Origin of the sequence: Synechococcus sp. CCAP 1479/10 (genome assembly GCF_019038515.1) — a bacterium.
Taxonomy (GTDB): domain Bacteria; phylum Cyanobacteriota; class Cyanobacteriia; order PCC-6307; family Cyanobiaceae; genus Cyanobium.
In genome coordinates this window covers 183,496-202,238 of sequence record NZ_JAFKRJ010000006.1, presented here as the reverse complement: position 1 = coordinate 202,238, position 18,743 = coordinate 183,496, and the positions used below count along the sequence as shown (strand labels likewise).

Here is an 18,743-nt window from a genome sequence, read left to right as displayed (position 1 = left end):
GTCGCCAAACTGTCAATGGCGTTTACCGAGAGTTTCTAACTCATTCAGTCTAGATCCCAAGAGCAACAGAAATTCGCTGGTTCTAGAGACTGGATCCCCGTCGAACACACCCCTTGAGTGGACCGGCCGCCACCAACTCTCTGCTTCACCACCTGATGCTCCTTGCCTGCCACTCAGGGGCAGCGTTCGAAGGATGTGTCGTCCTTGATGGCAGCCAGCAAGGCAGCGTTGCGCGACCGTAGCCAGGGGGCTACAGTTGGTGCATGGTTGAAGTCCGCCAGACAGAGCGGGGCGTCCGATGGTTGGCGGGTCTCCGTGATCTGAGACCCGGGTGAAGGTTCTGGCCAGGATCGAGCGCCTCATCGGCGGCAATCCTGGTGACGTCAAACCCGTTGGGGCTGGCGTATCGGGGCTGCGAATCAACTACGGCCCTGGATACAGGGTCTACTACCTGCAGAAGGTAACCGCCTTGATCATCCTTTTGGCTGGAGGAGACAAGAGCTCACAAGCCAAGGACATTGATGAGGCCCTTCTGTTGGCAGACAACCTGACGGAGGAGACCTGATGAAAACCACGACGACCCCATACGACGTTGCCGAGCATCTACGCACACCGGAGGAGATGGCGGCCTACCTGGAAGCCTGCATCGAGGAGGCGGATGGTGATGCTGCCTTCATTGCCAAGCCCCTGGGCGACATCGCGCGGGCCCAGGGAATGACCCAGGTGGCCAGAGATTCAGGACTTTCCAGGGAAAGCCTCTACAAGGCCTTATCTGGAGAGCGCAGCCCGAGCTTTGACACCATCCTGAAGGTCGTCTCGGCCCTTGGACTGAAGTTGAGCGCCAGTGTGAGAAGTGAAACGGAGGTGACTTGAGCTCTGTTTAGGCGGTGTAGGTCCGCACATGCTGCCTGGGGAGATGCGACACCTTCGAACAGGCTCCTGGAGTGGACAAGCCGCCGTCGAGTCCGCTTCGATAGCGATAGCTTCTTGCCTGCCACCCAGTGGCAACGTTGAGCATGCTGTCTGCTGAATAGGAGGCTATGACCGAGGCTGTCATCAGACATCTGGAGCCGGACGACTATCATTCGATCATCTCGGTTGTTGACGAATGGTGGGGTGGTCGGCCTATGGCCGCCATGCTCCCCAAGCTCTTCTTCGTCCACTTCCGCTCTACCAGCTTCACCGCCGTCGATGATGGTCAGATCGTTGGGTTCCTCATCGGTTTCGTTTCGCAGACCTTTCCCGACCAGGCCTATATCCACTTCCTCGGCGTGCATCCCGCACGACGTGGAGAGGGCTTGGGGCGCCACCTCTATGAGCGTTTCTTTGCTGCGGCTGCCTCCCATGGCTGCCGCACGGCCCAATGCGTGACCGCTCCGGTCAATCGCGACTCGATTGCCTTCCATCGTCGCCTTGGCTTCTCTCTTCTTGACTCCGACGACAAGGTCGACGGGTTGCCCATCGCCGTGGGCTATGACGGGGAGGGTCAAGACCGCGTGATCTTCATGAAAGATCTGGATACGCTTGATACCGTTCGCTGATGCCCATCACGCCGATTGAATGGATCAACCGCTGTTCCGCGTAGAGTTCATCTGCTAAGCGTTCGGCCTCCAAGAAACGCTGGGCTGCCATTGTTGCTAAACTCCGCATAACCCTGTTCCATCGAGTCCATAATGAGCTCCCAGCGTTTGTTCAAGGTCACAGACTTTCTCCAACCAGCAGATGGTGAGCCCATTCGCTCAGTCATCACCGAGTCGGCTGACGCAGCGGTCGTTGCTTGGACTGTCAATCCTGGCCAGCAGATCTCGGCTCATGTGCATCCTGATGGCCAAGATACATGGACCATCCTCTCGGGTTGCGGCGAGTACCGCCTTAGTGCTAACGGAGAGTCGATTGCCATCGCCCAGGGAGATGTGCTGGTAGCCCATCGCCGGGAAGTCCACGGTGTTCTTAACACCGGTCAAGAACCGCTTGTTTTCGTTTCCGTCGTTTCTCCCGCAGCATTGGGCTTCGAGCCGGTGTAGCTCATCATCAACGAGATGCCTGGCATCAAGATCTAATGGCTGGGGCCAGAGACGCCGTGTAAGCGCACTTAGCTCCTGCCCGCCGCTGATCTTGAGATTAGGTCTGCCGTTTCCTGCGCCTCTTGGCATGGTACGAGCGCAGATGTGGCCGATCGCGACCAACGCCAGACCTCCTGCAACCAGCAGCGCTCCGAAGAGGCTTCCTGGCACCCCGGAAACCGGCACTCCCGGTTTCAGTAGAGACTTGCTGGGGTCTTTGGAATCGTAGAAGATTTGTACAGAGCGTCCCGCAGGTAAAGCATCAGCCTCACGCTGAGCAACCTCGGCGCTCTTGATGATTCCTACGTCGTCAAGGCTTTGGCGCGTGCCTGAGTACGTTCGCCCCATCAGGGAAAACTCGTAGTGCAGCATCACGACATGTGTTCCTACAGCACCCCGCCACGGCTGGCCAATACTGGGAACGCCATCCCTCATTGGCCATTGGGACGTTGCGCGACAACAAGAAACTTCCGCCTCCCAATGTGGCGGCGAGGATCAAGCCGAGGATCACTGCAATCAATGCAGTCTGTAGCACGCGCATGCTGTGTTCAGTATGGCCGAGCCACGCACGCGAGGCCTAACCCATCGCTCAAGATGAACCGCTGAGGATTAAAGCTTAGCCTGAACGTTGGCCTGACCACAAGCCAAAGATACACTGAACATAAGTCCACCCAGGCTTGTTTTCATTGGAGTCAATGTGGATGTGACTCTGATTGATGCTCTAGAGGGTCAACAAGACGCCAGGGCTGCGATTTCTCGCCTGCACAGCGTTGAGAAGCCGTTTGTGTCTAGCTCGGCCAATCGTGATGACTGTCGAATGGAAGAATGCGATGGGATCTGTTTGCCGAGCTTGCTACAGCTGGCAAGCACGCTAAATTTGACGTCATTGTCCTCGGTCTGAACCGCCCTCAGACGCTCCTTCTCCAAGTGCCATGACCAGCACGGCCCCGCACGACAAGATTCAGCGGCTCAGGCGAGCCAGTATCTTCGCCTCCTCCCCCGACGACGTTCTGGCTGCTGTGGCTGATGCCGTGGAAGAAGTGCAGCTTGCGCCCAACCAGCAGCTGTTCGCCAAGGGAGACCACGGTACCTCGATGTACGTGATCGCTACGGGCCTGGTGCGGGTCCACATCGGTAGCCAGACCATCGTTGAACTCTCGGCTGGTGAGATCGTGGGCGAGCTGGCTGCTCTCGACCCGGAACCCCGCTCGGCCTCGGTGAGCGCGATCGACCCGAGTACGCTCTATCAGATCGAGCAGTCGACCCTACACAGTCTGATGGCTGAACACCCCGAGGTCGTGCAGGGGATCGTTAAGGAATTGGCCCGCCGCTTGCGTGTCACCACCGCTCCCTATGGATTCAGCATCTGAATGGGTGTCTTTTGCTCTGTATCTGCGCCTATTCCCTAGAGGGGGCGATTCAGGATCGACACAGTTACGACGCAATGGATCGATCCCCCACTCTCCCTCACCTTTCGTCCCATCCCTGGAGGGCCTGGAACATGAAACTCGCCGGTGGCTGTCACTGCGGCGCCATTCGCTACGAAGTCGAAGGTGATCCGCTCACCCACGCCCTTTGCCACTGCTCTGATTGTCGCCGCCATGCCGGCGCACCGGTGGTGGGTTGGACGATGTATGCGGAGACTGCCCTGCGAGTGACTCGGGGTGTTCCCAAGATCTACGCGTCGTCGCAGCAGGCACAACGGCACTTCTGTGGCGACTGCGGTACTGGGCTCTTCTACTACAACCCCGAAGGGCTTCCTGGAATCGTCGATATCCAGAGTGCTACCTACGATTCACCGGAGGCCGTGCCAGCGCGCATTCAGATCCAGGTGGCGGAACGCATTGCCTGGATGGAGAGCGCCCACGAACTTCCCCAGTTTCAGCGCTTTCCTCCGCAGAGCTAACCGTTGAGCTCCCCGAGCATCACCTTGATAGTGCGCTGGAGCCTGTTGCTCGTCCTGCGTCCAGTCCCCCCGGAAGTCGTTGAATCATGTGGTTCGAGGAACTGACCGGCTTCTCAGAGCTTTCCCCAGAACAAGTTCGGGAGAAGATCACGGTTGATGCCGAGAACTTGAAGTCTCATGTGAATGGGAGGGTTCTCGCCTGTGGCCGGTTGGAAACGCCAACGTTGGCTGACTTGCGAGAGCGTGTTCATGCCAGCGGCTATCCGCCCGGCACCCTGAGGGTGCGAGAAGTCGTCGCCAATGTGCAACATCTGCATGCCGATGAGTCGAACGCGAAGGCGCTCTTTCATGTGGCCTCGCAGTTCAATCTGCTTGAAATGGTGTCTCCGGATGTGACGCCAGAGCACGGCGTTGGGATCTATGAACATGACCATACCCAGGGGCCGGCGTGTGCCATAGCTGCTGGGGCAGGAACGATCTATCGAAACTACTTCGCGGATGTCAATGGGCAACCCGGTCAATCAGCGCGCCACCAGATCGACTGCCTGGCTGACCTCGGCACCGCCCTGGGAAACACAGAGGGCCGCCTCTGGGAGATGAGGAATGGCTACGCCCTGGCCTCGCAGGCTGGTCTGGTGGAGATCTCAGAGTGCCTGAAGTCTGCGGACGACGATCAACGCGACGGCTGGCGACGGTTACTGCGAATCGGAATTCAGTGGAGAACGCAGGTGACGTTGAAGGATTGCGAGCACCTCGTTTCACAGGTCTACGGCTCCGCCTTGCCCGTTGCCTATTCCCGGCATGCGTCGAACCTCTGGGCCCCCTTCGCACGGCTCATCCTGGAAGCCTCCTATGAGGCAACGATCTGCACCGCCATCCTGAACACGGCTCAGCATGGAAGTAACCGAGTTTTTCTCACGTTGCTCGGTGGCGGGGCTTTTGGCAATGAAACCGACTGGATTCTGAAGGGCATTGAACGGGCATTGAACCTTCACCGACACGCTGATCTTGATGTGGCTATCGTCAGTTATGGCGCTTCGAATCAGTACGTCAGACGTTTGGTCAGCTCTTTCTGATCATGAGCTCCCCCTTTCAGAATCAGGATGGCCATCATGGGCACCCGCTCTTCGCGGAGCTGGACCACCGTTGCTCTGGCAGTGAGCACCTGGGCTTTCAAGTCAATTGCTGATCTGGAGGCCCAGCCAAGTTGGAGCGTCCTGATGGATGGGAAGGAGTCTCAACCAGTGTCCTGACGCAGGACTTACCTCGCTTAAACTCCCACGAATGAAGTCCTGGGCACACTGATGCCTCCCGAAACGCCCGCCAGCACGACACGTTCCGCCATCGCGCGGCGCTTCGCCGCTGGCGCCGCCATGGGTGTGCTGATCGCCTCGGTGCCCTTCGCCGCGGGTCACCCTTTCCAGCTCACCAGCCTTGAGGTGGTCGCTGCCGCCCTGGTGATCATCGCCTCAGGAGTGATGGGCTGTCTGTGGGGCAGCCGCTTTCTTGATGCCCTTTCCAGGGCGCTGGATTCCACCTCCGTGTGAGGCTTCAGACTGCGCTCCATGCCGAGCACGCAGGCTCCCATGGCCTTCACGCGATTGCTGACCAACCTCTGCTCCGACCGTCTGGGCGAGAGCCGCGATTTCTATGTTTCGCTTCTCGGGTTCGAGGTGAACTACGACAGTGACTGGTATGTCCAGCTGCGCAGCCCGACCCATCCTCAGCTTGAGCTCGGCATCATCGCTCGATCCAGTGAGCTCGTTCCCGAGCCCTTTCAGCAGGCGCCTGCCGGGATCTACCTCACCTTCGTTGTCCCTGACGTCGATGCTGTGTACGCCAAGGCCCTGGGCCTGGGGCTTTCGATCCATCAGGAGCCCAGGAACGAGTTCTATGGACAGCGCCGCTTCCTGACCGTCGATCCGAACGGTTGCCTCATCGACATCTGCAGCCCCTGCTGAGCCCCTGAGCAACCCCTTCGCCGGAGCCGCGATGCCATCCGCCCCGACCCGACGCCAACGGCGTTTCCTGGAACGCTACGGACCCTGGGCCGTCGTCCCCGGGGCCTCCTCCGGCATCGGCCGCGCCCTGGCCGGCTGCCTGGCCGAATCCGGCCTGAACCTGGTGCTTGTGGCCCGCGACCGCCCCCGGCTCGAGACCCTGGCGGCCAGCCTCATCGCCAGCCACGGCGTGCAGGTGCATGTTGTCGCCGTGGACCTGGCCCGGGAGGACCACCTCGCTGCGATCCGCCGGGTCACCGACCCCCTGGATGTGGGATTGCTGGTGGCCTCCGCCGGTTTCGGCAGCGCCGGCCCCTTCCTGGAGTCCGACATCACCAGCGAAACCGAGATGCTGATGGTCAACGGCCGGGCGGTGCTGCAGGCCTGCCACCACTTCGGCCGTCGCCTGCGGGAGCGGGGCCGGGGCGGTCTGGTGCTGCTCAGCTCGATCGCCGCCTTCCAGGGGATGCCCTACGCGGCCCATTACGCCGCCACCAAGGCCTACGTGCAGAGCCTGGCCGAGGCCCTGCAGGTGGAACTCCGTGGCGACGGCGTCGCCGTGTTGGCCGCGGCGCCCGGCCCCACCCACAGCGGCTTCGCCGCCCGGGCCGGGATGCGGATGGGGGCGGCCATGGATCCGGAGGCCATCGCCCAGCCGATCCTGGCGGCCCTGGGGCGGCAGACCACGGTGCTGCCGGGCGCGCTCTCCAAGCTGCTGAGCTGGTCGCTGGTGCCCCTGCCGCGCTGGGCGCGGGTGAGCATCATGGGCACGGTGATGCGGGGCATGGCCATCCACTGATGCAGAGCAGCGTCTTCACGGTGGTCCTGCTGCCGGTGGCGTTGGCCATCGTCATGCTGGGCATGGGCCTCAGCCTGGTGCCCGAGGACTTCCAGCGCATTACCCGCTATCCCAGGGCGGTCGCGGTGGGCACGGCCTGCCAGTGCCTGGTGCTGCCGCTGCTGGGGGCCCTCATCGCCCTGGTGGTGCCCATGGAGCCGGTGATGGCGGTGGGACTGGTGGTGGTGGCCGTCTGCCCGGGCGGGCCGTCGTCGAACCTGATGACCTACCTGGCCCGGGGGGATGTGGCCCTGTCGGTGACGCTGACGGCCGTGAGCAGCATCGTCACGGTGTTCACGATTCCGCTGTTCACCAACCTGGCCCTCCAGCATTTCCTGGGGGAGGGGGCCGCGATCGCCCTGCCGATCGGCACCACCATGCTGCAGATCGTGCTGATCACCCTGCTGCCGACGGCCATCGGCATGGCCATCCGTCACCGCTTCCCCGGGCCGGCCCGGCGCCTGGAGAAGCAGATGGGACGCCTGGCCGGGGGCCTGCTGGCGCTGATCATCTTGCTGCTGTTCATCCGCGAGGCCCCCAAGTTGCCGGGGTTTCTGGCCCAGATGGGACTGGCCATCGCGTTGCTCAACGTGCTCGCCATGCTGGCGGGCTTCCTGGCCGGCCGGCTGTTCCGGCTGCCGCTGGCCCAGCAGGTGTGCATCGCGATCGAAGTGGGGATTCAGAACGGAACCCTGGCGATCGCCATCACCGCCGGCCTGCTCAACAACCCCGACATGGCGGTGCCGGCGGCGGTCTACAGCCTGCTGATGTATGTGTTCGGCTTTGGCGCGGTCCTCTGCGGCCGGCGCCTCATCCCTTCGGCCCGCCGGGCGTGAACTCCCATGGACCATGTGCTGATCATCCACGCCGTGCGGGACTACGGGGCCTGGAAACAGGTGTTCGACGCGGCGGCCAGCCTGCGCCGTGAGGCCGGCGAGCGGTCGTTCCAGGTGCTCCGAGATGCGAGCGACCCCAACAAGGTGGTGCACTTCTCCCGCTGGGAATCGATCGCCAGGGCGAAGGCGTTCTTCGAGTCCCCCGAGCTGGTGGAGATTCGTCGGCAGGCCGGTGTCGAATCCCCGGAGTTCCTCTATCTGCATCAGCTGGAGGCGGGCACGCTCTGACGGCTGGCCTCTTCCTCCCATGCGCCCCAACGACCCCGGCCGTTACGCCGCCCGGATCGAGGGCCCGGGCCGGAACCCATCAACCGGCCACCGGCGCCAGGGAAACGGCCAGCCGCCGCCTCGGCCGGGACGGCGATCCCACCGTGCCCAGCTATGACAACCTCTGAGCTCCCGGCGACCCAACCCCCTGAGATCAGCACTGCCAGAATGATTGTCGTTTCAGGAATCGTCGTGTCTCTCCTTCGGCCGCCCCTTGCTCCCCTGGCCGCCGCCGCCGGCCTCCTGGCCGCCCTGGGCGGCGCCCCCGCCCTGGCCCAGCAGCCCGGCCATGGGGCCCAGAAGGCGGTGTTCGCCACCAAGGCGGAAGCCGAAGCCGCCGCCAAGCACTTCAACTGCACCGGGGCGCACAAGATGGGCAACCAGTGGATGCCCTGTGCCACCCATGGCGAAACCAAAGGCGGGACGTCCGGCCACGGCTCCCACTGATGCCTGACCCAGCCGCGCCCGAGAATCCACCCTCCGGCGGCAACGCGGCGTGCGGTGGCCGGCCGAAGATCGTGGCCATCGGCATCGCCCCCCTGGGCATCATCTCCATCGGCATCGTGCCCATGGGGGTGATCAGCATCGGCGTCGTGCCGATGGGGGTCCTGAGCCTCGGCGCCGTGGCCATGGGGGTGATCAACGCCTCCGTCGTCGGCATGGGCATCCTCATCGCCGGGGTGAACGTGATGGGCGTCTGGTGGGTGGGGATGGAGGGGATGGGCCCCTACCGGCTGGGGAGCCCGAGCGGCCAGGTGCACCATCACCACAACCACAGCTCAGGCCAGGGCCAGCCCAACCTCTACGCCTACCCCAGCCGCGAGGAGGCCCTCAGGAAGGCGAAGGAACTCGGCTGCGAAGGGGCCCACGCCATGGGATCGCTCTGGATGCCCTGCGAGGAACACCCGACCCCCTGAACTCAGGCCAGGGTCTTGAACATCACCAGCGCATCCACCTCCCCCAGGCGGGGATGGCGGAACGCCCCCGGCAGCCGGCCGATGGTGCGGAAGCCGTTGCGGCTCCAGGCGGCCACGCCGGCGGTGTTGGTGCTCACCACCAGGTTGAACTGCATCGCCGTGAAGCCCCGCCGCCGCGCCTCCTCCTGGGAGTGGCGGCAGAGGGCATGGCCCACGCCCCGGCCCCGGGCGGCCTCGGCCACCACATAGCCGGCGTTGGCCACGTGGGCGCCCAGGTACGGCTGGTTGGGGCGCAGGTAGTAGGTGCCCAGGATGGCGCCGTCCGCATCGGTGGCCACGAAGGTGGCGGCGACGGCCCCCACCCAGGCCTGATGGGCGGCGTCGCTGTCGATGGCCGGGTCGTGGGGGAAGGTTTCGCCGGCACGGAACACCGGCTCCAGCACCGCCCACACCCCTGGCCAGTCGGCCGGCTCGTAAGCCCGGATCATCCCGCCGCTTGCACCACGATCGATTTGGTCACCGTACCGGGCAGATTCCGCGACACCGGACAGACCTTCATGCGCCGCTCCAGAAAGGCCCGGCTGGGCCCATCCAGCGCGGGCGTCGCCGCCCCATCGGCCGCCTCCAGCCGCACCTGGAACGTGCCCTCCACCGCCTCGACCATCCAGTCGGCGGAGGCGGTCACGTTGAGCACCCCGTCCACGGCCGCCAGGGGCAGGTGCCGCTCGAGGGCGTTGGCCACCAGGTAGTGGTGCTGGCAGAGCAGCAGCGACAGCAGGAAGAGCCGGAAGCCGGGGGTCTGCAGGCTGGGCTCCAGCGGCTGCCACGGCTCCTGCTCGCCGTTGCGGAAATCGACGCTGAGGGCCTCGCCGGCGGCTCCGTGGCGGCTCTGCAGCTGGAACTGGAACAGGAGCTGGCTCATCGCTGGTGCGGGACGGTGTGGGTGGGGGGACTGGCGGCGCCGAGGCTGCGCTGGCGCTGGAGGGCTTCGGCGCCCGTGAGCAGGGCCGACCCGATCAGCAGGGCGGCGAAGCCCTGGCGCAGGTGGCGATCGGAGAGGTGGGGGGCCAGGGCCTGGCCGCCGATCGCCCCCACCAGTCCGCCGCCGATCAGGGGCGCCAGCAGGGGCAGGCCGGCCGCCGGCCAGTGCCCCAGGGCTCCGAGGGCCACCAGGCTGTTGGTGGCGATCAGCACCAGGCTGGTGCCGCTGGCCAGGGGCATCGGCAGACCGGCCAGCAGCACCAGGGCGGGCACGATGGCGAAGCCGCCGCCCACGCCGGCGATCCCGGTGAGCAGGCCCACCAGCACCCCCTGCCCCGCCAGGGCCAGGCTCCCTCCGGGCCGCCGGGATCCGGTGGCGTGCCTGTCGCCGCCAGGGCCGCGTTGCCGCCGTGAGAGCAACCAGGCGGCCACCAGGGCGGCCGCGGCGAACACCGCCAGCTGCACCGGCTCGGGGATCAGCCCCTGCTTGACGAGGGAGCCGCCGATCCAGCTGCCCGCCAGGGCCGGCACCCCCAGGATCAGGGCGGGCCGGGGCGCCACCTGGCGCCGCCGCAGGTAGGGGCCGGCGTTGGCCACCGCCAGCAGGGTGACGGCCAGGAGCGACAGGGGCACCGCCTCCCGGGTGGGCAGCCCGGCGCCGCTGATCAGCAGGGGCAGCAGCAGGATCGAGCCACCGGCGCCGAGCACCGCCAGCAGGAATCCGATCACGGCACCGCCGGAGGCCATCAGCAGCAGCAGCGAGACGCTCAAGACCGTCCCCTCCGCCGGGACCGGGCGGGATGGCGTGGCGATGCGGGGACGGCGGACATCGCGGGGCTTGGGCTGGTAATTATGACCATACACGCATACAACGGCAAAAGAGTGAAAGCTGCCGCTGTCTGCGCCCCATCGGCGGGAACGGCGCTGCATAATGTCGCTAGCGTCATAGTGATCTGGCATGGGCGTGGTCGGTCCCGGTTCGATTCCCAGTCCGGAGCTGCTGGAGGAGTTCAGCCAGTTCTTCCGGCTGCTGAGCGAGCCGGCCCGGCTCCAGCTCCTCTGCCATCTGCGGCAGGGTCCCTGCGATGTCGCCTCCCTGATCGAGGCCACCGGGTTCAGCCAGTCCCACATCAGCCGCCAGCTCTCCCAGCTGCAGCGGGCCGGCCTCGTGAGTTGCGAGCGCGAAGGGGTCCGCCTGATCTACCGCGCCGACGCCGAGCTGGTGGAGGAGCTCTGCCACCTGGTCCAGACGCGCATGAAGCAGCGCCTGCAGCAGCAGCTCGACCAGCTCCATTCCGCCTGAGGCCCGGATCAGAGCCAGTGCGCCGGGTACGCAGAGGCTCCTCGGACCCCCCGGCTGAACAGCCAGGCGAGCAACACGAGCAGCACCGACCCCGAGAGCACGGGAAACAGCACGAATCCGGGACCGGCCTTGAGAAAGACCCCGAGAAAGGCGACGCCGCCGGCCGGAGGGTGGAGGCAGCGACCCAGTTGCCCCACCACGATCGTGAGCCCGACCGCCAGGGCCACACCCCAGGCACCGGACCAGCCGCAGCTCACCACCAGAATCGCGATCAGGCCCCCCAGTCCGTTGCCCAGAACGATGTTGCGGGGCTGGGCCAGGGGGCTGCGGGGGTGGCCGAACAACAGCACCGAGGACGCCCCCAGCGGGGCCGCCATCAGCAGGTAGCCGCTCCAGGCGCTGAGACCACCGAGCAGGGCCAGGGACAGCAAAGCCCCGAGCCAGGAGAAGGCCAGGTGGTCGCGGGTGAAACGCGGCTGGTAGGCCCTGCCCCTCTCTCGCTCTGTGTGAACGGAAGCCAGGAGTCGCCCCAACCACCATGTGCCCGTCCCACGGGCGCCTGAGCCTGCAACGCGATGGTGCTGGCGTTCAGGAGCCGATGGGCCGGCCCGGAGAGTCATGGGAGGCAACCGCAAGGGGTTGACCGGCCCATTGTGGTGAGTTCTGCCGCTGGATCGTGTGGCAGCGGGTACAAGGACAGCTCGGCAGACTGACGGCGTTCCCTTGGCGTCAGCCGGTGATCACGCTCTCTGACGCCTCCGGCTCCGCTCGCCCGGGCGCCCACCCCCTGTGGACGAGGGCCTTCCACGGTTTCAACCTGCTGGTGCTGCTGCTGATGGCCGGCAGCGGCCTGGAGATCTACAACGCCAATCCGGTCTTCGGCGGCCGGGCGGGGGCGACCGTGCCCGAGTGGCTCACCCTCGGCGGCTGGCTGGCCGGCGGCCGCGACTGGCACTTCGGCGTCATGGGTCTGTATGCCGCCAACCTGGGGCTCTGGATCGGCCTGCTGCTGCAGCGCCGCCACCGGCGCCTGGCCGACGGCGGCGATCTGGGCACCCTGCGCCACAGCGCCAGTCCCCCCCGGCGTCGCCTGGCCAGCCACCGCATCACCTACACCCTGATGCTGGTCGTGCTGGCCTTCAGCCTGCTCACGGGTCTGGCGATGTACAAGCCGGCCCAGCTGTGGTGGCTGGTGTCGCTGTTCGCCTTCGCCGAGCCGGCCGGCCACTCCAGCTGGCAGACGCTGCGGGTCTGTCACCTGGCCACCATCCCCGCCATCGCCCTGCTGCTGGTGGCCCACGTGGGGCTCTCCTGGCGGGTGGGCGGCCTGCGGCTGCTGCGGCGCATGGCCCTGTGATGGGCAGCGACCCCGGCCGCCGCCGTGCCCTCGGCCTGCTGGTCTCCGGCGGCTCCTCCCTGCTGCTCGGCGGCTGTGGCCTCAACCGCTGGAGCAACGCGGTGGGCGCCGCCACCCAGCCGCTGAACGAGCGGATCGAGGCCCTGCTGCAGGGGCAGGGGCCGCTGCCCGAATTCCGGCGCAGCCAGGTGGAGCCGGCCGCCCTGCTGGTCAACAGCTTCAACGGCACGCCCAACCTCCCGCCCGAGAGCTACCGGCTCGTGGTCAAAGGGGCGGTGCGCCGGCCCCTGCGCCTTGATCTGGCCGCCCTGGCCGCCCTGCCCCAGCGGGAGTGCGTCGTCCGCCACGTCTGCGTGGAGGGCTGGGCGGCGATCGTCGCCTGGTCGGGCCCGCGTCTGGCCGATGTGCTGGCCCTGGCGGGCCCGTCTCCCCTCGGGGCCTATCTGGCGATCCGTTCCGCCGACCAGTACTTCGAGACCTGGGATCTGGCCTCCGCCTTGCACCCCCAGACCCTGCTCGCCACCCACATGAACGGGGCGCCGCTGCCCGTGGCCAACGGCGCCCCCGTGCGGCTGGCGAGCCCCATCAAGCTCGGCTACAAGCAGAGCAAGTGGGTCACCGGCCTGGAGCTGATGACAAGCCTCGGCGACCGCCTCGGCACCTGGGAGGACAGGGGCTACGAGTGGTTCGCCGGACTCTGAGTGGACGCTGAGGGGCCTGGCGCTCAGGGCTTGAGGGGCGCCCAGGCCATGGTGGCGTTGAACTTCTGGCACCAGATCAGCACCGATTTCTGGGCCTTGAGGTCGATCGAGGCGGGGATCACGTAGCTCTGGCCCCCCTTGCTGGATTTCAGCTTCGACAGCAGCGTGTAGCTGCCGGGCTTGAGGGGGAAGGCGGGGGCCTTGCTCATCGCCAGGGGCGTGGCGGAGGGGCTGAAGGCCACCCACAGATCCGGGGCCATGGCGTTGGTCTTGAAGTCGCCGCTGAGGGTGAGCACCGTCTTGCCGCCCTGCTCGCTGATCGAGAAGCCGCCGCTGACGGGAGCCTCCGCCTTGCGGAAGCTGCCGCTGGCCTTCGCCATGGCCTGGGCCAGGGAAGCCAGGGCGGGGGTGATCGGCTCGACGGCGGGGAGGCCGAGGCTGCGGGCGGGGAGGACGGTGCCGGAGAAGGCCGCCGCCGCCACCAGGGTGAGGGCGCCGGTGAGGACGGTGCGGGGGGAGCGGGTCATGGCGAATGGGGTGTGAGGGGCGAGGGACAGGCCAGGCGTTGCGACGCCAGAACCCGCGCTCACCAGCAGATACCCATGGGCGGCCGCTCCGGATTCGATCCGGTGCCGGTTCAGGTGATCGGCACGGTGTGGTGGAGGGCGTCGAGATTCACCTGGCGACGCCCCCGGCCGTCGACGGACACCAGATCGGCAAAGGTCCGGCCCTGGAGAATGTCCTCGAGGCGGTAGTGATGGACCTGGAGCAGGGACGATCCCGTCACCTCATCGGAACCCTCCACCAGCACCATCAGGGCACCGCTGGCCCGGGCGATGGCGTCGAGACCCAGCTGGACCAGGGGACTCTCCGGGGTGAGCGGGTGGGTCAGCACCGCCGTCACATGCAGCTGGGGCGTGGACGGGTTCAGCAACGGCAGCGGGTGCACCCGGCGTTGCCACAGCCCCGGTTCGATCTCCTCATCCACGAACAGGGCCATCGTGTACGACACCTTCAGCCAGTAGCTGGGGTCGGTGGTGACGAAGCGGCAGCTGAGGTGACCACCGGGCCAGCAGCTCAGGCACAGCTGGCGGCTGAACCGCAGCGGGGAATCCACCTGGGTGAAGCGCAGGAAGAACAGACCCGTGACCATGGCGGTGGTCAGGATGCCGATGATCCGCTGGCCCGCCGCCAGGCCCAGGGTGTAGGGCGAGTTCACCCTGGCGGACTGGAAGCTGGCGCTGAACATGTTCTGCAGGGCAAAGATGCCGCTGGCGGGCAGCCCCATCGCCCCCTCCGCCTCCACATGGCCGGCATCCAGCTGGAACGCCAGGGCGAAGATCAGCACCTCCGCCAGATAGATGAGCGTCATCGCCAGGAAGAACACCGGCCAGGGCATCCGCATCGCCATCGACACCGGCTGGCGCCAGAGGCTGGTCCAGGGGCTGCGCTGGTGATCCAGGGTGCGGCGTGCTGGCCGCGACAGCTGGTTGAGGACAGTGGAGAGGCGCACGAGGACCCGGAGCCCGACGCAGGAACAGTAGGGGTCCCGGCCCAGCGCTCCGGGCCGCTCTCCGGCTGTTCCCTGGTGGCCTGGAGGGCGCCATCCTGAGCCGATGAGGCTCCCAGATCCATCGGACGGGCGAGCGCGGCCGATCCCGGGCCTGCTGCCGCTGCTGCTCTACGTGCTGCTGCGGGGGATGGACGCCACCGTGCTCAAGGGCCTGCAGGACCACGGGATGGCCCATCCGGTGGATGGTGAGAACCCGATCAGCTTCTGCAATGTCTTCTTCCTGGCCCAGCTCACGGTGGGTCTGGCGGCCCTGATCCCCGGACGGCGCAGCCTGGGCAACGACCTGGCGCAGCTGGGGCCGGCCGATCGGCGCCTGCTCGCCCTGCACGGGGGCCTGGGCCTGTTTCTCGGGCCCGTGGCCTACTACCTCGCCCTGGAATCCCTCTCGGTGATCAGCCAGACCCTGCTGTTCGCCCTGGTGCTGCCCGTCTCCGCCCTGCTGGCACGCTGGCTGCTCGGGGAGGCCCTCCCCGCCGGCTTCCGGCTCAGCCTGGTGCTGATCGGCGCCGGCCTGGTGCTGCCCCAGGCGTCCATGGCCATGGGCGGCGGCCGGATGGATGACGCCGCCGGCATCGCCTGGGCCCTGGTGGGGGTGCTGGCCTTCGCCGGCTCGGCCGTCAGTGGTCGCGCCATCGCCGCCCGCCAGTGGCCGGCGGCCGTGAGTGTGGGGGTGCCCACCCTGCTGAGCGCCCTGGTCTTCGGCGCCATCGCCCTGGTGCTGTTCGGACCGCAGCATTTCCTCCTGCTGCGGCTCTGGTGGGTGGTGGGGGTGATCGGCGTCTATGCCGTCACCCTCTCCCTGGGTCGGGAGCTGGCCCTGCGCCAGGCCTACCGCCGCTGCAGCGTGGCCGTCGTCTCCCTCTGGAGCTCGCTGGCCCTGGTGGTGGCGGTCCTCAGTGCCGCCCTGCTGCTGGGGGAACCGTTGGGCATCCCCGTGCTGGCCGGTTCGGCCCTGGTGCTGGCCGGCGTGTTCGTCAGCCGCCGGCCGGGCCCCATCCGATCGCAGCCTTCGCCGGTATCCGAAGAACGGCACTCCCGCTGAACACCCCCGGTCGTGAACCCCTCCGACGCCGAAGCCCCCCCCAGACGGCCGCCGCTGCGGGGCTCCCTTTCGGGGGCCCCTGGCGAGGGCGGCGATCTCGCCGCCCTCTACGACAGCTGCAGCGGTCCGGTGTACCGCCTGGCCCTGCGGCTGTGCCGCTCGAGCCAGGAGGCCGAAGACCTCACCCATGACGTCTTCCTGCGCTACTGGCAGCAGGGGCGCTACGACCCCGCTCGGGGTCCGGTGCTGGCCTACCTGCTGCTGTTGACCCGCTCGATGGCCATCAACCGCCTCAACCAGCGCGCCAACCGCTGGCAGCTGGTGCAACGCTGGTCGGAGCACCTGTTCCCGTCGGCCGTGCCCACGCCCCACGACCGTGCCGAGTCCGAGGATCTGGCCGACAGGGTCCGGGGGGCCCTGGCGGCGATCCCCGCCAACCAGCGCCAGGTGCTGGAGATGGCCTACTACGAAGGGCTGAGCCAGTCGGCGATCGGAGCGCTGCTGGAGCTGCCCCTCGGCACCGTCAAGACCCGCGCCCGCCAGGGCCTGATCCGCCTGCGCGCCCTCCTCCACGATTCGCCCGCCCAGCCATGACTCCCGACGCCATCCCCACCCCCGATGCCGCCGGCATCGACGCCCTGCTCGCCGGCCATGCCCTGGGGGACCTCGAGGAGGCCGAGCGGGAGCAGCTGGCCCTGCTCCTGCGGGAGCGGCCCGAGCTGCGCCAGCGGCTCGAGGAGTTCAGCACCACCCTGGAACTGCTGCCCCTGGCCCTGCCGGCCACCGCGGTGCCGCCTCCCGCCCTGCGCCGGCGCCTCCTGCAGCCCAGCGCCCGGCCGCGGCCCTGGCGTCTCTGGCTGGTGCCCTCCCTGCTGGCGGCCGGCCTGCTGGTGCTGGCCGGCGAGCTGCACCAGACCCGCCAGCAGCTGGCGGGTCTGCAGCGGCAGTTGGCGCCGGCACCGCTCGCCGATCCCCGCCTGCTGCCGCTGCAGGCCGTGCAGCCCGGCCAGAAGGTGGCCGGTGAGGTGCTGGTCACCGGCAACCGCACCCACAACCTGCTGACCCTCAGCCACCTCCCCCCCCTGCCGCCGCAGCGCACCTACCGCCTCTGGGCCACCGTGGGGGGAAAGACCGTCGGTTGCGTCCACTTTGTGCCCAACGCCCGCGGTCAGGTGGCCATGCCCATCCCCCTCTCCCCCACCAGCCAGGCCAGCGCCGTCAGCGTCAGCGTCGAAGGCGAGCCCAACGGCCCGGCACCCAGGGGCCCGATGCTGCTCACCAGCTCCCTCTGAACGATGGCCCCCGCCCCCCTCCCCACCCAGCTCCATGCCGATCCGGCCCTGCGGGTGGTCGTCGACAGCGGCTCTCTGCCCTGGTATCCCTCACCCCTGGCCGGGGTGGAGCGGCGCCCGCTGGAGCGCGACGGCGGGGAGGTCGCCCGGGCCACCTCGGTTGTCCGCTACGCCCCCGGCAGCCGTTTCTCCCCCCATGGGCACGACGGCGGCGAGGAGTTTCTCGTGCTCGAGGGGGTCTTCTCGGATGAGCAGGGCGACTACGGCCCCGGCACCTACGTGCGTAACCCGGTCGGCTCCGCCCATGCCCCTTTCAGTGCGGCCGGCTGCACCATCCTGGTGAAGCTCCGCCAGATGGATCCGGCCGACCAGACGCGGGTCGTGATCGACACCGGCTCCTCCACCTTCGTGCCCGGCCTGGTGCCCGGCCTGAGCGTCCTGCCCCTGCATGGCTTCGGCCTGGAGCACGTGGCCCTGGTGCGCTGGGAGCCCGGAACTCGCTTCCCCCTCCACGCCCACCCGGGGGGCGAGGAGATCTTCGTGCTCGAGGGGGTGTTCGAGGACGAGCAGGGGGCCTACCCGGCCGGGACCTGGCTGCGCAATCCGGCCGGCAGTCGCCATGCGCCCTTCAGCGGCAGCGGTTGCCTGATCTGGGTCAAGACCGGCCACCTTGACCCGGGGACGGCCTCCCCGCCCGGCTGATCGCGGTTCAGGAGGTCGCCGCCCGGCCCCGCAGCGGTGCCACCGCCAGGGCGACCAGGAAGGCCACCAGCTGGGCGATCACGACGCAGGGGCCGGAGGGCAGCGCAAAGGCGGCCGACAGCAGCAGGCCGAGCACGGCGCCGGCGGCCCCGAGTCCGGCGGAGAGGGCCACATAGGTGCCGAAGCGCCGACTGACCAGCCGCGAGGCACAGGCGGGGATGACCACGAAGGCGCTGATCAGCAGCACCCCCACCGCCTTGACGGAGATGGCCACCACCACGGCCAGCAGGACCAGGAACAGCAACCGGTGCAGGGAGACGGCCACCCCCCGGGAGCGGGCGAGGGGTTCGTCGAGGGTGAGCAGCACCTGGTCGCGCCGGGTGAGGGTGAGGTAGCCGGTGGTGACGACGAGCAGGGCCCCGATCAGGGCCAGGTCGAGCCAGGTGACCCCCAGGATGTCGCCGAACAGGAGCTGCTGGATGCCGCCCTTGTAGACGTGCAGCAGGCTCAGGGCCACCACGGCCATGGCGAGCGAAGAGGAATAGACGATGTTCAGCAGGGCATCGGCCGGCAGCTTGCTGCGTTGCACCAGCTGGTTCGTCATCAGGGCGAACAGCACCGCGAAGGGGATCAGCACCAGGGTGGGATCGATCCCCAGCAGCAGGCCCAGGGTGATGCCGAGCAGGGCCGAATGGCCCAGGGCGTCACTGAAGAAGGAAAGCTGGCGCAGCACGGCGAAGCTGCCCAGCACGCCGCCGAGGGCGCCGCTGAGAAGACCGCCCAGCAGGGCCCGCTGCATGAAGGGGAGCTGGAGCAGCTCCACCAGGGTCGATGCCCCTGCCATGCCCTCGGTCATGGGTGCTGTCCCCGGTCCGTCGCTGCCATCGGCTCAGGGTACCCAGGGC

The 18,743-nt window shown here is 67.4% G+C and carries 28 protein-coding genes and 1 pseudogene; 21 read left to right on the top strand and 8 right to left on the bottom strand.

The features are described 5' to 3' along the window. The first annotated feature begins 331 nt into the window (after positions 1-331). The 4 genes from KUG39_RS02480 (at position 332) to KUG39_RS02465 (ending at position 2,024) form a co-directional block, all read left to right on the top strand. Positions 332-565 (top strand): type II toxin-antitoxin system RelE/ParE family toxin, encoded by a 234-nt coding sequence (locus KUG39_RS02480; protein ID WP_353617314.1) that lies wholly within the window; start codon positions 332-334, stop codon positions 563-565. Then, positions 565-873 (top strand): addiction module antidote protein, encoded by a 309-nt coding sequence (locus tag KUG39_RS02475; RefSeq protein WP_216912527.1) that lies wholly within the window; start codon positions 565-567, stop codon positions 871-873. The genes KUG39_RS02480 and KUG39_RS02475 overlap by 1 nt, the downstream gene beginning before the upstream one ends. A 167-nt stretch (positions 874-1,040) precedes the next feature. Continuing rightward, positions 1,041-1,541 carry a GNAT family N-acetyltransferase gene (locus KUG39_RS02470; RefSeq protein WP_216912526.1) on the top strand — a complete coding sequence of 167 codons (501 nt, stop codon included), beginning with the start codon at positions 1,041-1,043 and terminating at the stop codon, positions 1,539-1,541. A 132-nt stretch (positions 1,542-1,673) separates the two neighbouring features. Then, complete coding sequence (locus KUG39_RS02465) at positions 1,674-2,024, top strand: cupin domain-containing protein (RefSeq protein ID WP_216912525.1); 351 nt, start codon at positions 1,674-1,676, stop codon at positions 2,022-2,024. Between the two features lie 234 nt (positions 2,025-2,258). Here the strand turns inward: KUG39_RS02465 and KUG39_RS17735 are convergent. Then, positions 2,259-2,435, bottom strand: a pseudogene (locus KUG39_RS17735) (DUF3592 domain-containing protein); the annotation flags it as partial. A gap of 560 nt (positions 2,436-2,995) precedes the next feature. Here KUG39_RS17735 and KUG39_RS02455 point away from each other — a divergent pair. The 10 genes from KUG39_RS02455 (at position 2,996) to KUG39_RS02410 (ending at position 8,887) form a co-directional block, all read left to right on the top strand. Next, positions 2,996-3,433: a cyclic nucleotide-binding domain-containing protein gene (locus tag KUG39_RS02455; protein ID WP_216912524.1), complete on the top strand. Its 438-nt coding sequence runs from the start codon at positions 2,996-2,998 to the stop codon at positions 3,431-3,433. A gap of 131 nt (positions 3,434-3,564) precedes the next feature. Beyond that, positions 3,565-3,969: a GFA family protein gene (locus tag KUG39_RS02450; protein WP_094585242.1), complete on the top strand. Its 405-nt coding sequence runs from the start codon at positions 3,565-3,567 to the stop codon at positions 3,967-3,969. Between the two features lie 86 nt (positions 3,970-4,055). Continuing rightward, positions 4,056-5,045, top strand: coding sequence for a hypothetical protein (locus KUG39_RS02445; protein ID WP_216912522.1), 990 nt, complete (start codon positions 4,056-4,058; stop codon positions 5,043-5,045). 228 nt (positions 5,046-5,273) lie between these two features. Further along, complete coding sequence (locus KUG39_RS02440) at positions 5,274-5,516, top strand: hypothetical protein (RefSeq protein WP_216912520.1); 243 nt, start codon at positions 5,274-5,276, stop codon at positions 5,514-5,516. A gap of 39 nt (positions 5,517-5,555) precedes the next feature. Beyond that, entirely contained in the window at positions 5,556-5,930 is a 375-nt protein-coding gene (locus tag KUG39_RS02435; RefSeq protein ID WP_094585377.1) for a VOC family protein, read from the top strand. Positions 5,931-5,961: 31 nt separating this feature from the next. Further along, positions 5,962-6,768, top strand: coding sequence for an SDR family NAD(P)-dependent oxidoreductase (locus KUG39_RS02430; protein WP_216912511.1), 807 nt, complete (start codon positions 5,962-5,964; stop codon positions 6,766-6,768). Beyond that, positions 6,768-7,643 (top strand): bile acid:sodium symporter family protein, encoded by an 876-nt coding sequence (locus tag KUG39_RS02425; RefSeq protein ID WP_216912509.1) that lies wholly within the window; start codon positions 6,768-6,770, stop codon positions 7,641-7,643. Before KUG39_RS02430 ends, KUG39_RS02425 begins: the two co-directional genes overlap by 1 nt. 6 nt (positions 7,644-7,649) lie before the next feature. After that, positions 7,650-7,931 (top strand): antibiotic biosynthesis monooxygenase, encoded by a 282-nt coding sequence (locus tag KUG39_RS02420; protein ID WP_190610204.1) that lies wholly within the window; start codon positions 7,650-7,652, stop codon positions 7,929-7,931. 231 nt (positions 7,932-8,162) lie between these two features. Then, positions 8,163-8,417, top strand: a complete 255-nt coding sequence (locus KUG39_RS02415) for a DUF3721 domain-containing protein (protein WP_502690423.1) — start codon at positions 8,163-8,165, stop codon at positions 8,415-8,417. Next, a complete protein-coding gene (locus tag KUG39_RS02410; RefSeq protein WP_216912507.1) occupies positions 8,417-8,887 on the top strand; it encodes a DUF3721 domain-containing protein in 471 nt (156 codons plus the stop codon). Before KUG39_RS02415 ends, KUG39_RS02410 begins: the two co-directional genes overlap by 1 nt. 2 nt (positions 8,888-8,889) lie before the next feature. Here KUG39_RS02410 and KUG39_RS02405 read toward each other — a convergent pair whose 3' ends face one another. The 3 genes from KUG39_RS02405 to KUG39_RS02395 are packed head-to-tail and all read right to left on the bottom strand — an operon-like array spanning position 8,890 to position 10,639. Continuing rightward, positions 8,890-9,375, bottom strand: coding sequence for a GNAT family N-acetyltransferase (locus tag KUG39_RS02405; protein WP_216912505.1), 486 nt, complete (start codon positions 9,373-9,375; stop codon positions 8,890-8,892). Beyond that, complete coding sequence (locus tag KUG39_RS02400; protein ID WP_094585234.1) at positions 9,372-9,809, bottom strand: hypothetical protein; 438 nt, start codon at positions 9,807-9,809, stop codon at positions 9,372-9,374. Before KUG39_RS02400 ends, KUG39_RS02405 begins: the two co-directional genes overlap by 4 nt. Continuing rightward, positions 9,806-10,639: a sulfite exporter TauE/SafE family protein gene (locus KUG39_RS02395; protein WP_502988629.1), complete on the bottom strand. Its 834-nt coding sequence runs from the start codon at positions 10,637-10,639 to the stop codon at positions 9,806-9,808. The genes KUG39_RS02400 and KUG39_RS02395 overlap by 4 nt, the downstream gene beginning before the upstream one ends. A gap of 187 nt (positions 10,640-10,826) precedes the next feature. On the opposite strand from KUG39_RS02395, the gene KUG39_RS02390 reads away from it, so the two are divergent. Then, positions 10,827-11,171, top strand: a complete 345-nt coding sequence (locus KUG39_RS02390; RefSeq protein WP_094585233.1) for an ArsR/SmtB family transcription factor — start codon at positions 10,827-10,829, stop codon at positions 11,169-11,171. Between the two features lie 8 nt (positions 11,172-11,179). On the opposite strand, the gene KUG39_RS02385 is transcribed toward KUG39_RS02390, so the two are convergent. Next, positions 11,180-11,704, bottom strand: a complete 525-nt coding sequence (locus tag KUG39_RS02385; protein WP_502690422.1) for an HPP family protein — start codon at positions 11,702-11,704, stop codon at positions 11,180-11,182. Between the two features lie 203 nt (positions 11,705-11,907). Between KUG39_RS02385 and KUG39_RS02380 the strand changes: the two genes are divergently transcribed. Continuing rightward, positions 11,908-12,528, top strand: coding sequence for a cytochrome b/b6 domain-containing protein (locus KUG39_RS02380; protein ID WP_353617313.1), 621 nt, complete (start codon positions 11,908-11,910; stop codon positions 12,526-12,528). After that, a complete protein-coding gene (locus KUG39_RS02375) occupies positions 12,528-13,229 on the top strand; it encodes a molybdopterin-dependent oxidoreductase (RefSeq protein ID WP_216912501.1) in 702 nt (233 codons plus the stop codon). Before KUG39_RS02380 ends, KUG39_RS02375 begins: the two co-directional genes overlap by 1 nt. 23 nt (positions 13,230-13,252) lie before the next feature. Here KUG39_RS02375 and KUG39_RS02370 read toward each other — a convergent pair whose 3' ends face one another. Both KUG39_RS02370 and KUG39_RS17520 read right to left on the bottom strand, forming a co-directional pair. Beyond that, complete coding sequence (locus KUG39_RS02370) at positions 13,253-13,756, bottom strand: DM13 domain-containing protein (RefSeq protein WP_094585230.1); 504 nt, start codon at positions 13,754-13,756, stop codon at positions 13,253-13,255. A gap of 110 nt (positions 13,757-13,866) precedes the next feature. Continuing rightward, the gene (locus tag KUG39_RS17520; RefSeq protein ID WP_094585229.1) at positions 13,867-14,742 is read right to left on the bottom strand and encodes a hypothetical protein; all 876 of its coding nucleotides are present in this window, start codon (positions 14,740-14,742) and stop codon (positions 13,867-13,869) included. Positions 14,743-14,845: 103 nt separating this feature from the next. On the opposite strand from KUG39_RS17520, the gene KUG39_RS02360 reads away from it, so the two are divergent. From KUG39_RS02360 to KUG39_RS02345, 4 genes are read left to right on the top strand one after another with little or no spacing between them, the layout of a single operon-like run. Next, positions 14,846-15,844: a DMT family transporter gene (locus tag KUG39_RS02360; RefSeq protein ID WP_216912499.1), complete on the top strand. Its 999-nt coding sequence runs from the start codon at positions 14,846-14,848 to the stop codon at positions 15,842-15,844. 12 nt (positions 15,845-15,856) lie between these two features. Next, positions 15,857-16,438, top strand: coding sequence for a sigma-70 family RNA polymerase sigma factor (locus KUG39_RS02355; RefSeq protein ID WP_216912490.1), 582 nt, complete (start codon positions 15,857-15,859; stop codon positions 16,436-16,438). Beyond that, positions 16,435-17,136 carry an anti-sigma factor gene (locus KUG39_RS02350; protein ID WP_216912488.1) on the top strand — a complete coding sequence of 234 codons (702 nt, stop codon included), beginning with the start codon at positions 16,435-16,437 and terminating at the stop codon, positions 17,134-17,136. The genes KUG39_RS02355 and KUG39_RS02350 overlap by 4 nt, the downstream gene beginning before the upstream one ends. 3 nt (positions 17,137-17,139) lie before the next feature. After that, a complete protein-coding gene (locus KUG39_RS02345) occupies positions 17,140-17,838 on the top strand; it encodes a cupin domain-containing protein (RefSeq protein WP_216912486.1) in 699 nt (232 codons plus the stop codon). Between the two features lie 7 nt (positions 17,839-17,845). On the opposite strand, the gene KUG39_RS02340 is transcribed toward KUG39_RS02345, so the two are convergent. Then, a complete protein-coding gene (locus KUG39_RS02340; protein WP_094585374.1) occupies positions 17,846-18,682 on the bottom strand; it encodes a metal ABC transporter permease in 837 nt (278 codons plus the stop codon). Positions 18,683-18,743 lie beyond the last annotated feature (61 nt).